Here is a 15,931-nt window from a genome sequence, read left to right as displayed (position 1 = left end):
CCATCAAAAAAATATCTATCGAGAGTATTTTAGGACATAATTAGCAATATTATTTACTACCATAATCAGCCCTAAATGTATCGCACAAATATTCTAAAGCTATTCACAAAAAGAACGGTCATATTCCGAGAAAAAGAATGCTTATTTAGCTTACTGGTAATATCTCTAGTTCTATGGCTGATATTTTTAGGAAACTCCCCTTTACGAGATTGGGATGAAGGTACTTACGCTTTAGTCGCCAGAGAAATTTACCGTACTGGTAACTGGCTTTATCCCACCCTTCAGGGAGAACCATTTTTATTAAAACCGCCTTTGATGCAATGGTTAATTGCTTGGTGCTACCACTTAGGAGGAGTGCAAGAGTTCACTACACGCTTACCTGCTGCGGTTTTAACTGCCTTGGGAGTGCCTTTGCTTTACTTGGTGGGGCGTTTGGCTTTTAAGCAAAGTTTACCGGCTTTATTTGCTGCTTTAGTTTACTTGACAATGTTGCCTGTGGTGCGTCATGGACGGCTAGCAATGTTAGATGGGATGACTATTTCTTTTTTCTTGCTGTTGTTATTTTGTCTTTTGAAGGCACGTCAGAACCGAAAATATGCTCTAGGCGTGGGATTTTGTCTGGGGTTAATTATTCTGACTAAAGGAACGATAGTTTTGCTGTTGGGCGCGATCGCCTGTTTATTCCTACTTGCAGATCGACAATTAGCTTTGGTGAAAAGTCCTTATCTCTGGGTAGGAATTGTATTAGGAAATGCTCCAGCGATCGCATGGTATACTGCTCAATGGCAACATTACGGTAATACTTTCTTAGATGTACATTTTCAAGCACAAGCTTTTGACCGCCTTTTACAAACTGTTGAAGGTAATAGCGGGCCTGTTTGGTACTATTTATTAGAATTACTCAAATATGGTTTTCCCTGGCTGTTGTTTTTGCCTGGGGGGCTTTATCTAGCTTGGAAAAAACGTCATATCACTTGGGGTTCTCTAGTTATGTTGGGTACAATTATTTACTTAGGAACTATTTCTTTGATGAGAACTAAACTCCCCTGGTATATCATGCCTGTATATCCATTTTTAGCTTTGGCAATTGGTGCTAATTTGAATGAAATTTGGCATAATTGTCATTTTAGAGTGCGAAGTTGGACAATATTTCTGGCTATTATTTCTATTGGTGGGTTAGGAGGTTGTGTTTACTTTTTTATTAAAAAAGAGCCTATTTTAATAGTCATGAGCATTGTTTTGGCAATAAGTATGGGCATCGCAGCATGGCTAATTAAACAGCGCGATCGGAACTTTATTCCAGTCTTATTTTCTGGGATGTACTTAGTTTTAGCACTGTTGATGAGTTCGCAATCATGGATTTGGGAATTGAATGAAGCTTTTCCAGTTAAACCAGTAGCGGAATTAATCCGGGCAAATGTTTCACTAGGAACACAAATTTATACTTCTTTTGCTTATGGGCGTCCTAGTTTAGACTTTTACAGCGATTGCAAGGTAACTGCTGCAACTGTGCCAATTTTACAAAAAATGTTATCTAATAAATCTTATTTGCTGTTAGACAATGAGGCTTTACAGCAAATTAATTTAAATGGTAGTAAAATTATAGGAGCAGCTAACGGATTTACACTTATTAGCAAAACCTAACAAAACAGAATTCAGAATTAAACCTAAGCTACCCAAAGATCGCGGGCAAATCGAATAGAAAATGTGAACATTAGTATTCCAAAAAAGTACATAATTGGGTATCCCCAACGAGGATAACGCGCAAGTAATAACCCGAATGCCATTGACAGCGATATAATACCGTAAGCGTAGCGTTCAGCCGAGGCTGTAATCCCGGTGCTTAAAATTAAAGCGAAGGAAGAAAACCCATAGACAACAGCAACAAGGGGAATTTTAGGCCGTGATAACCATAGTAAATAGATACCGCCAAAAACTAGTGCAATTTTAACTAATTCATCTCCTGTCAATGACCACAACAATAGCCATAAAAAATATAATCCATTGCGGAATTTACTCATCCCTAGATGTAAACGAAAGCGCCATAACAAACAGCCGCTACCAATAATTATTAAAAATAATAATGGATATAAAGGGTCTTTAATATAACCAAATTTCCAATTAGTGAAACCTACCGTAATTTGCATCAGCATCTTCCACCAACCCTCCCAAGCAAACCCTGTTGCATCACCACGCCATGCTTTTTGTGCATGGATGAAAGCCAAAGCATCGCCAAATTTAAGTTGACAATAAAGACTGTACAGACATATACCCAAACCAACAGTTAAACTAGCAATATAAGCTTTTATGCCTCTACGTTCTTTCCAAGAAACAAACAGAAAAGCGGGGATGAGAGCAACTCCAGGTAGTCGCGTCGCTGTAGATAATGCTCCCCAAAATGCTGCCCAAATATATTGCTTTTTATCAAAAGCTCGTAAGGCAGATGTGGTACATAACAAAAACAGACCTTCAGTGTAAATTACAGTTCCATAAAGCGAATAGGGACACCATGCTAAAGTAGCTGTCGCCCATCGTGCTGTGCTTGTGCCGTAAAGCTCCTGTACCCAAAAATAAAGTATAAGCAAGGCAGCTAAAAAAGCTGAATTATTAACTAATATACCTGCCACTTTAAAAGGCAAGCCAATGAACATAATTATCCGGCTTAACAATGGAAATAAAGGAAAAAATGCAACTGTGTGAATTTCCTTTACCTCACTAGAGAAATCATAACCAAAAGCCACAATTTTTTCATACCAAACACTATCCCAAGCATGGAAAACATCCCAACTGAACGTGGCAGCAACGCCAGTTGATGAACTGGGAAATAATGGGGCAATCAGTAACATAGCGATAGCTATTAGAAGCCTACTAGAAAGCCACATTGCTATGACAAAAAATAAGCCATTCGCCAAAAATTTTTTCCTTATATTCATCTTTGCAGATAGATCAATTAACTTTTGATTGATATTTTAGCCAGGGGAAGCTTTGAATTTTGGATAAATAATGTCACAATTTCGCACAACAAACCAAAGTGTGAAACCTAAAGGTACAGAAAACAACTGAATATAGATGGTAGTGCCCAAATAGCCGAAAAATGAGGACATTTGCACGACGATAGCCACCCAACGATATTGGGGAAAGTAAAAGGCAAAGATAAGAGAAAATATATCGGCAGGATAGAAATATCTATCGTGCATTTTGGGCAGGATATATGGCATAAATAAAACTGATATTGTCGCTAAGTGTATCAGTCTGTCTTGAGTAATTTCTAGTCTACTTTTATAAACAATGTATGCAAATAAAAATATTGCACATATAGTTAAGGCTAAACCTATAGGAACAACAATATTATAAAAATTACTGGGAATCCATTGATAAAGATTAGGTGCATTTTTAGTGAGTTCTTTATATTTATTAGCTTGGTTAAAGTATACTAACAGCAATTCTGACATTGGTCTGCCAGCAAACCAAGCTGGCAATATTAAAACTACATATACTAATATAATTAATGGTAAGTAATACCAATAAATTCTTTTTTTAAGCAACATAATCAATAATAAAGGTGCTAAAAACATAGCTTGGAACTTAAAAGAAAGTGCTATACCGAAGCTAACTAATGCTAGAAGTTGTTTTTGAATAGATAAAAAATAAATACAGGCAATCAATCCTGTTGTATAGATAACGTCACATTGACCCCATAGGACACTATTACAAATAACACTAGGACTGAATATAACTGCCAAAAAAGCAAAAGTTGGCATTCTCCCTTCTGGGTATTTTAATCTGACAATTTTGTAAGTTAAAAAAGCACAAAGAAAATCAACAGTCATTGCAAAAAGCTTGATGGCGAAAATTTTCGGCAATCCAGATAGCAGGGTGGCAGAAATTAAAATCCAGTAGAGGTAGGGGGGTGTATAGTCAGCAAAACTATATTTTAGAGCGCTAAATCCGCCATGAGATGCGATGAAATCATACCAAGGCTCTAAAAAATATTTATAATCCAGCGATTCATTGGGAACACAAATCAATCGAATCAGTACTGCTAATATAATGCCAATAGCCAAGTATCCAGTAACCGGGAATGGGAGAAACCTTAATAGCCTATTGAACTGAGATTTCACTAATTTTAATAATGTTTTGTCGGAAGCTTTAGTTATAAATTGTATCAGTCAAGTTGGCTGTGTCCAAATTAGATCAACAGGATGTTTTAAAAGCCCTCTTGTCGGTATCAAAAGTTTTAGATCCCTCTAAATCCACGCCAGTTGCTCATGGGGGAAACCCCCAAGACCGCACTGGCTCCCCGATAAATTGGGGACTTAGATTTATTTCCCACCCTTCTTAAAGGAACTGATACTGTGTCCACGCTGGTACTACCGATAATTCTGTGCATCCAGCGATGCCTACGGGGGGCTTCTCTACGAGACGCTGCGCGTAGCTTACACGCCAACGCAATTTCTGCTGCTTGCTCTTGTTGCCAGTAACTATGTTTGTTTACTACTTGTCATGGTGCTACAAGCCTTCATTTGTTACTTGAACAGTGGATTGACTAGATTGGGCTAGATAGATACCCACTAAAACTACAGCGAAAGTCATCCAGTCAAACAAACCTACTTGTTCTGAAAAAATGAACCAAGCGAAAATGGAAGCCAAGACTGGATTGAGGAGAAGGGTAACAGCGACGACGCCTGACGAGAGTCTGCTGAGGCTATAAGTCAAAAGTCCCTGACCCAACACTTGGCAGAAGAGAGCTTGAAAAATGATGAAAAACCACCCCATCCAAGAATAGGGAAACAATCTCTCTTCGATGAATGGGAGGATAGGCAACAGAAACATTGTAGTCACACCACAACGCCAGAGCATTATGGTTGCGGTAGTAAATCGGGTTTGGAGTTGTTCTATCAGCAGCAAATAGGTGGCAATAAAAACCGCGGTTAGAAATGCTAGCGCATCACCAAGTATTTGGTCAGTTACAAATTGCATCTTATGAAATTCAAAGGCGATCGCTCCTAAAAGCGCTATGACCATACCAATAACAAACCTGTTATCGAAGCGCCGGCCTAATAACAGATACTCAGCCGCAGCAACGAATAAGGGATTCAAATTAGACAGTAAAGCCACGTTAGCAACGCTAGTTTGACTCAGCGACCAAGCCCATAACAACAGGGAGGTCGTTGCAGCACTTCCCATTGCCAATAACAGCCACACGTCCTGTTTTGTAAAAGGCTTCTTTTCTATAGGTTGATGATCAGGTTGTTGGCGGCGCAAAGCCTCAAGTCTATTCCACAGCCCAAAGACGACTGCGGCGATCCAACTGCGATGAAATCCTACAGCATTTGCACCAATTTCTTGTTGACACAATTTTGCTAAAGATGGTGCTAAAGATATGGGAATTAGGGCAACAAATAACGAGACAGCTCCTAGTAAAGCTGGTGTTTCAGAGAATTGTTGCTTTAGTAATGACAGTTTAATCGTCATACTTTTAACCAAAGCGTTAACTACAGTTTTGACTGATTCCTGAAACGGCAAATTAACAGCAGCTTGGCTAGATATGGCTAAGTATAAACCCATTAAAACTACAGCAAAACCTACCCAATTTGAGAAAGTTAATTTTTCCGAAAATATTATAAGAGCGAAAATGCCACTAAATACTGGCTCTAACAGATGCACTAAGGAGACAACCACAGAGGAAAACTTGGCAAGGCTATAGGTCAAAAGCCCATGACCTAAAACTTGGCAGATCAGGGCTAGGGAAATCACCCAAAGCCACCCACTGACTGTAGAGGGGAAAACCTGATCTTGAGTGAACAAAAGTATGGGGAAGATGACTAAAGCCGCGATCGCACTGATCCACAACTGGATTGTGGCGGGAGAAAATTTGGTTCGTAATTTTTCTACGATTAGCAGGTATCCACTCAAGAAAACCGCAGAAATGATTGCAGCAAAGCCTCCTTGAACTTCGTCTGTGGCGATTTGCAGTTCCTCAAATTCAATGGCGATCGCTCCTCCAAGGGCAATGACCATCCCAATCAGGAACTGGCTCTCAAAACCCTGACGAAATAACAGCCACACACCTAAGCTAGTAAAAATGGGGGCGAGATTATGCAATACACTAGAAATCGCAACGCTAGTTTGAGTCAGCGACCAAGCCAAAAAGACTAAAGTGGCAGCCCAAAGAATACCAGCGCCTAGCAATAGGTACAGATCCTGACTGGTGTAGGTCTGCTGTTCTACAGGTTTTTCTAAGGAGAATTGCTGCCGTATTGCCTTGTATCCATGCCATACCAAGAAGACCACACTAGCAAGCCAAAAGCGATTAAATACAGTGGCACTGGGGCTGAGTTCAATTTCGCTCAATTTCATAAAAATAGAGCCAAAAGAAATGGCACCTACACCTACAAATAATGAAGCGATCGCTATCTTCGTTTGATTGGATACATTCATTAGGAAATTTAAATATATAGATCAAACCCTCTAACCAACCCAACGCTCTTGGGCAAATCCTACAGCTATTTTGGCTAGTAATGTCACAAAAGCGCCCAATATTAAATATCCCTGACGAGGATGGCGAGATAGCAGCACACCAATGGCTATATTCAGAGGCACTATACCATAGGCGAGGCGGCTCAAAGAGATGGTACCTCCAGAAGCTAGGAGCAAACCAATACCGCAAAAGCCATAAATAACTGTAACTGCGGTCAATTTCGTGTGTAAGCGCCACAACACATAGCCACCACCTAAGACCATGAACAAGTTGAGCAAGTTATTGATCCACTCTTCACTTGCCAGAATTAACAACAATAAGACTAAAGCATAAAAGCCATAGAATAATTTCACAGAACTAAAACGTTGACGGAAACGCCATAAAAGATAGCTACTAGCAACAATTACGCCAAACAACAACAGATACCAGGGATCTTGAATCCCGCCAGAGGGGTTTTGAACCCAACCATATTGCCAATTTTTTGTGCCAACTAAAATTTGCATCAGCATATTTAACCAACCCTGCCAATCAAACCCCAGAGTTGGTCGCCATCCGCGCTGTGCTTCGATAAAAGCTAAAGGGTTACCAAAATAAATCGCACAATACAAACTGAATAGAAGTATGCCAATGGCGGTAGTAAAACCAGCTATATAGGCAATGGGTGGTCGGCGTTCTTTCCACGCTGCGATCGCAAATGCTGGAATTAGTGCCATACCTGTAGGACGTGTTGCTGTCGCCATCGCGCCCCAAAGCGCAGTCCAGCCATACTGCTTTTGATCAAACGCCCGCAAAGCCGATGTACTCAAAAACAAATACAGCCCCTCGGTGTAAATCACCCCTGTAAACATGGAAGATGGATACAAAGAAACTACAGCAGTCGTCCACTGCGCTGCATTGATCCCATAATTCTCTTTGATCCAAAAGTACAAACAGTAAAGGGCTGCGAAAAATGCCAAATTGTTGACTAACGTACCGGCTAATTCAAACGGCAAGCCCAGTTTCATCAAAACCCAAATGCTTAAGGGAAACAGGGGAAAAAAGGCAAGATTGTGTTGCTTACCGTCATTCACAAATTCATATCCAAAAGTAGCGATCGCTCGGTAATGCATACTATCCCATGCATCAACAACCCCCCAGCCAAAACGGGGCAAAAATTCTTCTGCTGGTAGTGGTAGCTTTGGCGCAATCAGCAACATAGCAGTCCAGATGAATATTCGACTGGCAAGCCATATTACTGCTGGAAAAAGGAAATCATTTTTCCATAAAAATTTTTTTCTAACTATCTGAACTTTAACCATAAGCTTGAGTGCTTCAACAAACTCCTTTATATATTTTTTTACATATAGCGGCAACACAGCAATTTATGAGTAATATTTTGCATATTAAATCTTCCACCAACATCATTAACAAACTGGACAGATTAGCAATTAATTAAAATTATTTCCTATTTGGTTACTTTTGACAATTTTTTCCTAATTTATCTTTAAAAATATACTATTTATAAATACAATTTTTGTCTATTTATATGAAAGTTGAGCAACTTTAGTACTTTATGTTTAGCAGTCTATCGAGTTGAAATTAACGGATTGGGGCTAGCGCAGTGAGGAGGACACAGGTAAACTTTCCTTATTTGCGTCCTTTCCTTGCGTCTCCCCCTCCCCGTCGTCAGTGTATCGATTATAGTGATTCCTGTTATTAAAGAGTCCCCAGCAATTTATAGTGGGAGTTGTCTGTAAATCCTTAAGCAATTGTGAAAGCGATTACTCTTGTTGGTTCCACTGGTTCTATTGGTACTCAGACTTTAGATATTGTCACTCAGTATCCAGATCAGTTTCGGATTGTGGGATTGGCAGCTGGGAACAATGTAGAGATGTTGGCTGCTCAAATTCGGCAGTTTCGACCGGAAATAGCAGCCATTTGCTCAGAAGATAAATTACCAGCGCTCAAAGAAGCTATCATTGACCTCGATCCCCAACCGATTCTACTGACTGGTGAGGCCGGAGTGATAGAAGTCGCTCGCTACGGCGATGCTCAAACCGTTGTCACTGGGATCGTTGGTTGTGCTGGTTTGCTACCCACGATCGCAGCTATTGAAGCTGGTAAAGATATTGCCTTAGCAAACAAAGAAACCCTGATTGCTGGGGCCCCTGTGGTTCTACCCCTAGTCGAAAAACATGGTGTAAAATTACTCCCTGCCGATTCCGAACATTCCGCAATATTTCAATGCCTCCAAGGTGTGCCAAAAGCAGGCTTGCGGAAAATTTTGCTGACTGCATCTGGTGGGGCTTTCCGGGACTGGGATGTAGAAAAGTTAGCAGATGTAACCGTTGCTGACGCTCTCAAGCATCCTAATTGGTCGATGGGGCGTAAAATCACTGTAGACTCTGCTACTTTGATGAATAAAGGACTGGAAGTAATTGAGGCTCACTTTCTGTTTGGGTTGGATTATGACAATATCGAAATTGTCATTCATCCCCAGAGCATTATTCACTCGCTGATTGAACTGCAAGATACTTCAGTTTTAGCCCAACTCGGTTGGCCGGATATGCGCTTACCTTTGCTGTATGCGCTATCTTGGCCTGATCGCATTTACACCAACTGGGAGCGACTAGATTTAGTCAAAGCCGGAAACTTAACCTTCCGTGAACCAGATCACCAAAAGTATCCTTGTATGCAGTTAGCTTATGCTGTGGGTAAAGCTGGTGGTTCGATGCCAGCTGTATTAAATGCCGCAAATGAGCAAGCTGTGGCTTTATTTTTATCAGAAAAAATTCGGTTTTTAGATATTCCCCGGTGTATCGAATGGGTGTGCGATCGCCATCAAAATGATAACCGTTCTAATCCCTCTTTAGATGACATTTTGAAAGCAGATAAATGGGCAAGACAAGAAGTTTTAACAGCAACTGAAAAGTTAGAAACTCACTCGCGGATAATTTCTCTGAGATAAAAACCTTTACCCAGATACCCAAAAGGCAGATTTTCTGGCTCTTGATTAATTCTTGTTTAGCCTTCAGCCTAATGCTGAAGGCTAACGGCTAAATTCATTTTTGTCCATTCTCTGCTATGCGTTGTTAGCCTCTTTCTCTGAAATAGCTATTGATTAACTAGAGACATTTGTCTTTGGCTTTTGTAATAACAAAATAATTCCTAAAACCGGAAGAATTAAAGCGATTAAATGTATCGATTGAAACAAGGTTATATTTATTACAAGTGATCGTGATAAATATACGTTGCTAATTGCCTGAATAATCCTAAAAATATACCAACTATAGATCGCAATTGTAATCCATTTTGCCCACATCTTTTCTTGACATATTCCAACTATTGTGGAAACTGCCACTAAAACGGCGATCGCTGGAAAAAATATTGCTGTCAAAGATATCTCACTACCAGCAGTATTATTTCGAGCTATTAGAATCCAAATTATTGCATTAGCTACACAAGCTAGGGCAATCAACCCTAAATATACTATGCTGTATAACTTTCCAACTTTGGTATAAATTTTGGTTACCATACACTCTATTCTGAGCCTTTTGATTCTCACAAATCAAATAGCGTTACTGTATCGTTACAAAAATATAACTTCATTATACTGAAATTATTTATACAAGCATATCAATAAAAAAATCTTTTTAAGTATTCTGCCAAATTGCCAAATAAGTTGCCTCTTATCTGAATCATTGTCTCATTTTCAGGTAATATGGCATTGGTACAGTTAAAAAATCTTACCTTTAGTATCTATCTATTTCAAATTAGTTCTAATAGCTTTAGTACTGGTAATTTTTACTTTAGATAAAAACTTACCCTTTCTGAATAAACGCCTTGTCAGGTAAGGGCTATTGTTAAGGAATTTCTACATTATGATTGCTACGTTGATTGTAGCCTGGATTATCTTCATAATATTGTGGAAGTTGTTAAAAGCAACCGTGAGTAGTGCATTAACTATTGCCGCAATCCTGATTTTATTAAACATTAGTTTTGGCATTACCCCACAAGATATTTGGCATTATATAATGCAGTTTACGCAAACTATATCACAGTTCCAAAACGGCAAGTAAAAAATTAAAAATTCACCTTTATTAACTAAGGTGAATTACAAATAATGACCAGATAAAATTTTGAAGCTTGAAGCAAATTGCCTTTATAAGCTTTGTTGGTCAATTTTTATTTAATGCTGAAATTTTAGCCAGTGCATCCTTAACACTCGCCGGCAACTGACGCATAATCTTCCCTCTTTCGCTATCTAAAGCTACTAAAGTCACCTTGGCAGTGACGTACAATTGTTGCCCATCAGTTGAGACAATGGCATAATCCCAATTGATTCGCACACCAGTCACCTCAGCCATGCGCGTTTTTACCAACACTGCCATACCCAATTTAATTGAACGGTGATAGCGCACCGACAGTTCTACTACTGGTAAATCGCAACCTATAGCGACTAAATCAGCAAATTCAATCCCTATAGATCGCAAGCATTCAATCCGTGCTTCTTCCATCCAAGCTATATAGGAACCGTGCCAGACAAGACCGGCATAGTCAGTGTGGTGGGGTTGCACTCTGACAGGATATTCAAACCAATTCCCAAATTCATTAGTTGATCGATTGTCAAGGGCGCTGGTTGATGGTAATTTTGCTTGGCTGGGTTTTTCTTGTGACATCTTCAAATTTCTCAGCACTTATAAATTTTCCAAATTATTGAATAGCATAAAAATTAATTGCGTTGCCGGACTTATTGATTTAATATTTACCTTCCGAGTATAGGGAGTGTTTTGTTATGCAGCCTAATCTCCGGTATGTGAGTGTTGTTACTTTAACTCTACTTAGTTTACTAGGTTTTGGGATGGTGTATCCAGACAATAACCAGGTAAGCACAAATCCAAGGTTGAGGTACAACTCTGGAGAAAAAGCTCAAGCTTTACCCAAAAATAATCAACTCTCAGAAATTGCAAGGCTCAACGAAGAAGCTATCAAAGAATCTCGGCAAGGGCAATCAAAAGAGGCGTTGCAGATATTACAAAAAGCATTAGCCTGACAACACTACGGAAAATTTCCCCCAAAGAGCGATCGCTCCAACAGAAACAACGCATAGAGCAATTAGTTTTAAATCAACAGCAACTCCTGGATGGATTTAACGAATTTATCAATAGCCCTTCTCAATTGCATGGAATACAGACTAATCGTAGGGGCACAACATTGCTCATTGGTGTCTACTTTTGCCTTGGCTCAGGGAATTCGCGGCACTCTCGCTCTCGTCCACCTCCGTGGACTAATACAAAATCTTTGATTGCTTAACCCACGGAGGCAGGTTTTGTCTCGTGTAGACAAGCCAGTGCGTTGGGCGGCGAGCCACTCTTGTTGCAACTGGCGTGCGGTTTATAACCGCCCTTTTAACGTTAAGTTGACACGCATGAGCAAAGCTTAGCCCCTACCATGTGTTGCATCCAAACGAGAACTGCTATATTAAAGCACCTGCACGACAACTGTATGGCTGGCTAATTAAACCAATAGAAAAAGACCTGGATCTATCAGGTACACAAACTCTGATTTACGCTCCAGATGACCAAATAATTACTAATTCGTAATTCGTAATTCGTAATTTATGGTTTCAAGCCCCTTAATTTATTAATGGAGAAACGAAAATGCGTAGCACCATATTTCAAGCCCCCGATTTTAATCGTGGGCTTGAATTACGAATTACGAATTATCAATTACGAATTGCAGCTACGCTGCTTGACCAGTTACGCTACATTCCTTTAACTGCTTTATATGATGACAAACAGTGGCTAGTACAGCGCTTGGCTGTCAATCACATTACATCTGCCAGCCTGACTAACTTAAATACCCCAAAACAATCTACTTTGCGGGTTTTAGCCGGTGCTTTTACTAAAGGTAATTATCAAATTAAAGTTGGGAATCGACAGGTTGCTTTCGCTGGATTGCCCTTTGCAACGCGAGAAGTGGAAAGTCTAGCAGGTGCGGTTCCTGAAACTACGAAGCTTTTAGACGATGCCTTTAGCCCCAGAGCTACTGTACCCCAAATGGATGATTATACAATTGTCCATTTAGCGACTCATGCAGCCTTTGTCGTCGGTAAACCAGAAGATTCGTTTATTTTATTCGGGAATGGCGATCGCGTTAACTTTAGAAATGTCGCCACTTGGTCACTCCCCAATGTGGATTTGGTAGTGTTGAGCGCCTGTGAAACCGGCTTAGGAGGCAAGTTAAGTAATGGTGAGGAAATTTTGGGCTTTGGCTATCAGATGCAACAAACCGGCGCAAGAGCTGCGATCGCCTCTTTATGGTCTATAGATAATGGTGGTACACAGGCACTTATCAGTGCTTTTTATAATATCCTCTCTACTGTTAAGTTGACTAAAACTGAAGCTTTACGCCAAGCTCAAATCTCGTTAATGACTGGGGACTGGAAGGTAATAAATCACAATGTACCCGTGGCAGCAGTTAGTGATTTTAGTCACCCGTACTACTGGGCATCCTTTATTTTGATTGGCAATGGACTTTAGGTAGTCAAGCTTCTGGCTGATGTGTCAGCTAGAAAATTCATTAAAAATTCATAATTCATAATTGATAATTCATAATTGCGTTATATAAGTAGATTTAGACCCTAAGCAAAACGGGGTTGCTTGATAGTTGCAGGTTTTTTTAACCTGTCTTTTAATTATGAATTATGAATTAGTAATTACTAATTATCTTGATTGTGATTAGCAGTACATTTTACCAACTTCAAGCTGAAGGCTCAGAATCTGGCTCGTGAGGTTTTGGCAGATACAAAAAAATATGCGATGGGCCAGCCACGAGCCAATCACTTAATGGTAATGGAGAATAGGTAAGAGCGATCGCTAACTAAGCCACCATTACCAATTACCGATAATCAATTTCTAATTTGCCATCGACCTTTGGAACCTTAATACTTCTTGGCAAGAGTTTTAGAGCCTGTATCGGTTTGCATAGATTGCTTGACAAGATCAGCCAGTTCGTCTAACTGGCTAATTGCCTCTGCACCTTCTAGCTTCATTAATTCGCGGTCATCCCGCATTTCCGTCCAAGTAATCCCGTAATCGGACACCAAAAACCGAATCAGGTGGTTATCACCCAAGCTAACCATAAACGATGCACTATTCATTTGGTCGCCACAGGTGTAACAGGATGCAAGATACCCGCGCCGCTCTAATACAACCGCCAAGGCTTGCAGGTTCATTACCAAGTCTTGGACGAATTGTCGATGTTGATGTGCTAGTCTCAGAAACACTTTTGTCCTCCAGACACCACAGTAATTTGAGTTTCTTTTATATTTTCTTTAGATTTTCTCATCCACTGGTATTGTAAACTATTCAATACAATTACCAGACAGATGATATTGAGTCGTTAATTGACTACCTTGTTTAGGGTAGTGGATCAGGTTTTTGAGCGCCGTATCAAACTATTCAGTTTGTAAATTAAAAATCTCGGACAGAATTTCTAAATTTAACTATATCTTTATACACTTTTGTCAGGGTAGATTCTTACAAGAAGCGATCCGCTTTAAGAGTAACTTAAATCTAGCACTAGTCAACTACTGAAAAGCTACATATTTCGCTTTTATTGGCGAGTTGCAGCCTAAATGAGTGTTAGTTAGAGGTTATAACGTAGTTTTACATCGTTATACTCTCTTTTGCTTAGATATTTACTCTGTTCTCCTTTTAACGTAGATTTTGGTATATACAAGGAATTTAGTATACCAAATTCGCTCCTCCTGTATATAAAGTTGGGCAGATAACAGTGCAAATTTGCTATTCAGTACTAGAACCAGGTTAGTTATAGTTCTTTATACAAACTTTACGTAATTAATAGATAAGTCTGAGTAGAGAATTCACAATAGATAAACTTAACATTGACAATACCTAAACTCAGCAGAGCAATGTTGCCATTTAGGCAATATTTTCAGATATTTTGGGATTACTCTAAAAAAGTTGTATAAAACAAAGCACAGAAATTTGGAAAGCTCCTTATCTTAGTTTGGTTTTGCCAAATTGAATGCTTACTATATAATATATTTCGATTATTTATTCAAACTAAATAATTATTTCTTATAGTAATGCTCGTTGAAAACCTTTGCAAAAGAAAACTATAACCCAATACGCTTGGGTTAAGGATAATTGTAGGTTGGGTTGAACTTTAGTGTTACCCAACAAATGCCCGAAAATGTTGGGTTTCGTTCCTCAAACGCCACATGCTTCAAGTCGGGAAACCGCAAGGGCGCAGTGGCTCCCCAACCTACGCAAATTTATTTTTCTGGCTTAACCCAAGCGTATTGAACTATAACCGAGGAAGCGCGATATCACTCAATACGGTTCGGATAAAGTTTTTTGATGACACGCCGCTAATCGCAAAGACGCGATAAATCGCCGTCTTTACAATAATCAGTCCTTTGTCTTGACGGCGATTTATCGCGTCTCTTGCCTTAACCGAACCGTATTGCGATATCACTTACCAGATAATAATAGTTTAGGAGATCGCGTTTCCTAGTATGTAAGTTTTTACTTTACTGTGCGTTATTTATTTCCAATTAGGCGTATTTAGAAGCTTTTTGTTTACGCTTTATCCATGCTCCCGAAGCACCGACAAGAGCAATGCCACTTACAGAAGTGGGTTCAGGAACAGAGGTAGGTACAGGTGGTAAAGCGTCCAACTCAACCAGACGAGCACCCTCGAAAGGCTGTATATCAGTTCCTTGCGTAACTTCAAGCCGCCAGGATTGTGCGGTTATGTTGCCAACAAGAGATGGGATTGTCAGATCGAGGTCTTCTGGGAGTGCTGCATTGTTACCAGTCTGTAGCGCATAATTGGGATTAATATTTTGGTTAGCTACAACAGTCTCAAAAACGCTGTCAGAATTTGTGTCAGCCAAGAGTGAAAAATTGCTCATCGCACGACGAAAACCGAAATATTCGCCATCATTGTGGGCAAATAACCTTACACCACCGATTGTAACCGGGGAAGCAGTGGCAAACTCAATGAAGCTGATTGAGCCAAGACCACCATTACGCATAAGTGTATGACCGTCCTCAAACCCTCCACTTGTACGAAAAGCGTTAATAGGATCAATGATTGTGTCTTCATTCGTGATCACTGTGCCTTGTGTAGAATCGAACGCATCACTAGAAACGGTGCCCGGTACAATATCTGCTTTTGCTACTTCTATAATTGCAAGAGAAAGAACAACGCCAGAGATAGCAGCAGATCCTAATTTTATTAAACTTTTCATTTTTGATTCATTATATATAAAGCAAATAGCATCATAGTTTTGATAAATAACACTATACACATTTCAATATCATGTTTCAATAAAGACTGAAAATTTTAAGTAAAAAACCTTGACAGGTTTACTGCCAAGGTCTTTTAAGTACTCATGCAAAATTAATTTCTTATTTTGAAATACTGTATCCTTTATTG

12 protein-coding genes and 1 pseudogene are annotated in these 15,931 nt (G+C 39.6%); 6 read left to right on the top strand and 7 right to left on the bottom strand.

All coding sequences use genetic code 11. From position 1 onward, the window contains the following. Positions 1-75 precede the first annotated feature (75 nt). On the top strand, positions 76-1,644 hold the full coding sequence (locus LC653_RS01290; RefSeq protein WP_229492228.1) for an ArnT family glycosyltransferase: 1,569 nt from the start codon (positions 76-78) through the stop codon (positions 1,642-1,644). A gap of 23 nt (positions 1,645-1,667) precedes the next feature. Here LC653_RS01290 and LC653_RS01285 read toward each other — a convergent pair whose 3' ends face one another. The 4 genes from LC653_RS01285 to LC653_RS01270 form a co-directional block, all read right to left on the bottom strand. Continuing rightward, positions 1,668-2,933 (bottom strand): putative hexosyltransferase, encoded by a 1,266-nt coding sequence (locus LC653_RS01285; protein WP_229492227.1) that lies wholly within the window; start codon positions 2,931-2,933, stop codon positions 1,668-1,670. A gap of 36 nt (positions 2,934-2,969) precedes the next feature. Then, positions 2,970-4,064: a putative hexosyltransferase gene (locus LC653_RS01280; RefSeq protein WP_229492226.1), complete on the bottom strand. Its 1,095-nt coding sequence runs from the start codon at positions 4,062-4,064 to the stop codon at positions 2,970-2,972. 445 nt (positions 4,065-4,509) lie between these two features. Beyond that, positions 4,510-6,441 carry a DMT family transporter gene (locus LC653_RS01275; protein WP_229492225.1) on the bottom strand — a complete coding sequence of 644 codons (1,932 nt, stop codon included), beginning with the start codon at positions 6,439-6,441 and terminating at the stop codon, positions 4,510-4,512. Between the two features lie 30 nt (positions 6,442-6,471). Further along, complete coding sequence (locus LC653_RS01270; RefSeq protein WP_229492224.1) at positions 6,472-7,779, bottom strand: mannosyltransferase family protein; 1,308 nt, start codon at positions 7,777-7,779, stop codon at positions 6,472-6,474. 452 nt (positions 7,780-8,231) lie between these two features. Here LC653_RS01270 and dxr point away from each other — a divergent pair, with 452 nt between their 5' ends. The 3 genes from dxr (at position 8,232) to LC653_RS01255 (ending at position 10,539) form a co-directional block, all read left to right on the top strand. Next, a complete protein-coding gene (dxr, locus tag LC653_RS01265; RefSeq protein WP_229492223.1) occupies positions 8,232-9,428 on the top strand; it encodes a 1-deoxy-D-xylulose-5-phosphate reductoisomerase in 1,197 nt (398 codons plus the stop codon). 379 nt (positions 9,429-9,807) lie between these two features. Beyond that, entirely contained in the window at positions 9,808-9,981 is a 174-nt protein-coding gene (locus LC653_RS01260; RefSeq protein ID WP_229492222.1) for a hypothetical protein, read from the top strand. Positions 9,982-10,341: 360 nt separating this feature from the next. Continuing rightward, positions 10,342-10,539, top strand: coding sequence for a hypothetical protein (locus tag LC653_RS01255; RefSeq protein WP_196527886.1), 198 nt, complete (start codon positions 10,342-10,344; stop codon positions 10,537-10,539). A gap of 99 nt (positions 10,540-10,638) precedes the next feature. On the opposite strand, the gene LC653_RS01250 is transcribed toward LC653_RS01255, so the two are convergent. After that, complete coding sequence (locus tag LC653_RS01250; RefSeq protein ID WP_229492221.1) at positions 10,639-11,139, bottom strand: acyl-CoA thioesterase; 501 nt, start codon at positions 11,137-11,139, stop codon at positions 10,639-10,641. 116 nt (positions 11,140-11,255) lie between these two features. Between LC653_RS01250 and LC653_RS01245 the strand changes: the two genes are divergently transcribed. Both LC653_RS01245 and LC653_RS01240 read left to right on the top strand, forming a co-directional pair. Then, positions 11,256-11,513, top strand: a complete 258-nt coding sequence (locus LC653_RS01245; protein ID WP_229492220.1) for a hypothetical protein — start codon at positions 11,256-11,258, stop codon at positions 11,511-11,513. Between the two features lie 703 nt (positions 11,514-12,216). Then, positions 12,217-13,002, top strand: a pseudogene (locus tag LC653_RS01240) (CHAT domain-containing protein); the annotation flags it as partial. A 401-nt stretch (positions 13,003-13,403) separates the two neighbouring features. On the opposite strand, the gene LC653_RS01235 reads toward LC653_RS01240, so the two are convergent. Both LC653_RS01235 and LC653_RS01230 read right to left on the bottom strand, forming a co-directional pair. Continuing rightward, on the bottom strand, positions 13,404-13,748 hold the full coding sequence (locus tag LC653_RS01235) for a DUF1815 family protein (protein WP_196527888.1): 345 nt from the start codon (positions 13,746-13,748) through the stop codon (positions 13,404-13,406). A 1,296-nt stretch (positions 13,749-15,044) separates the two neighbouring features. Further along, positions 15,045-15,743 (bottom strand): PEP-CTERM sorting domain-containing protein, encoded by a 699-nt coding sequence (locus tag LC653_RS01230; protein WP_229492219.1) that lies wholly within the window; start codon positions 15,741-15,743, stop codon positions 15,045-15,047. Positions 15,744-15,931: the final 188 nt, after the last annotated feature.

The sequence above is a fragment of the Nostoc mirabile CHAB5784 genome (assembly GCF_020829645.1).
In the GTDB taxonomy this organism is placed as follows: domain Bacteria; phylum Cyanobacteriota; class Cyanobacteriia; order Cyanobacteriales; family Nostocaceae; genus Nostoc; species Nostoc mirabile.
The sequence above is the reverse complement of the archived record's forward strand: the minus strand, read 5'-3'. Positions and strand labels throughout refer to the sequence as shown.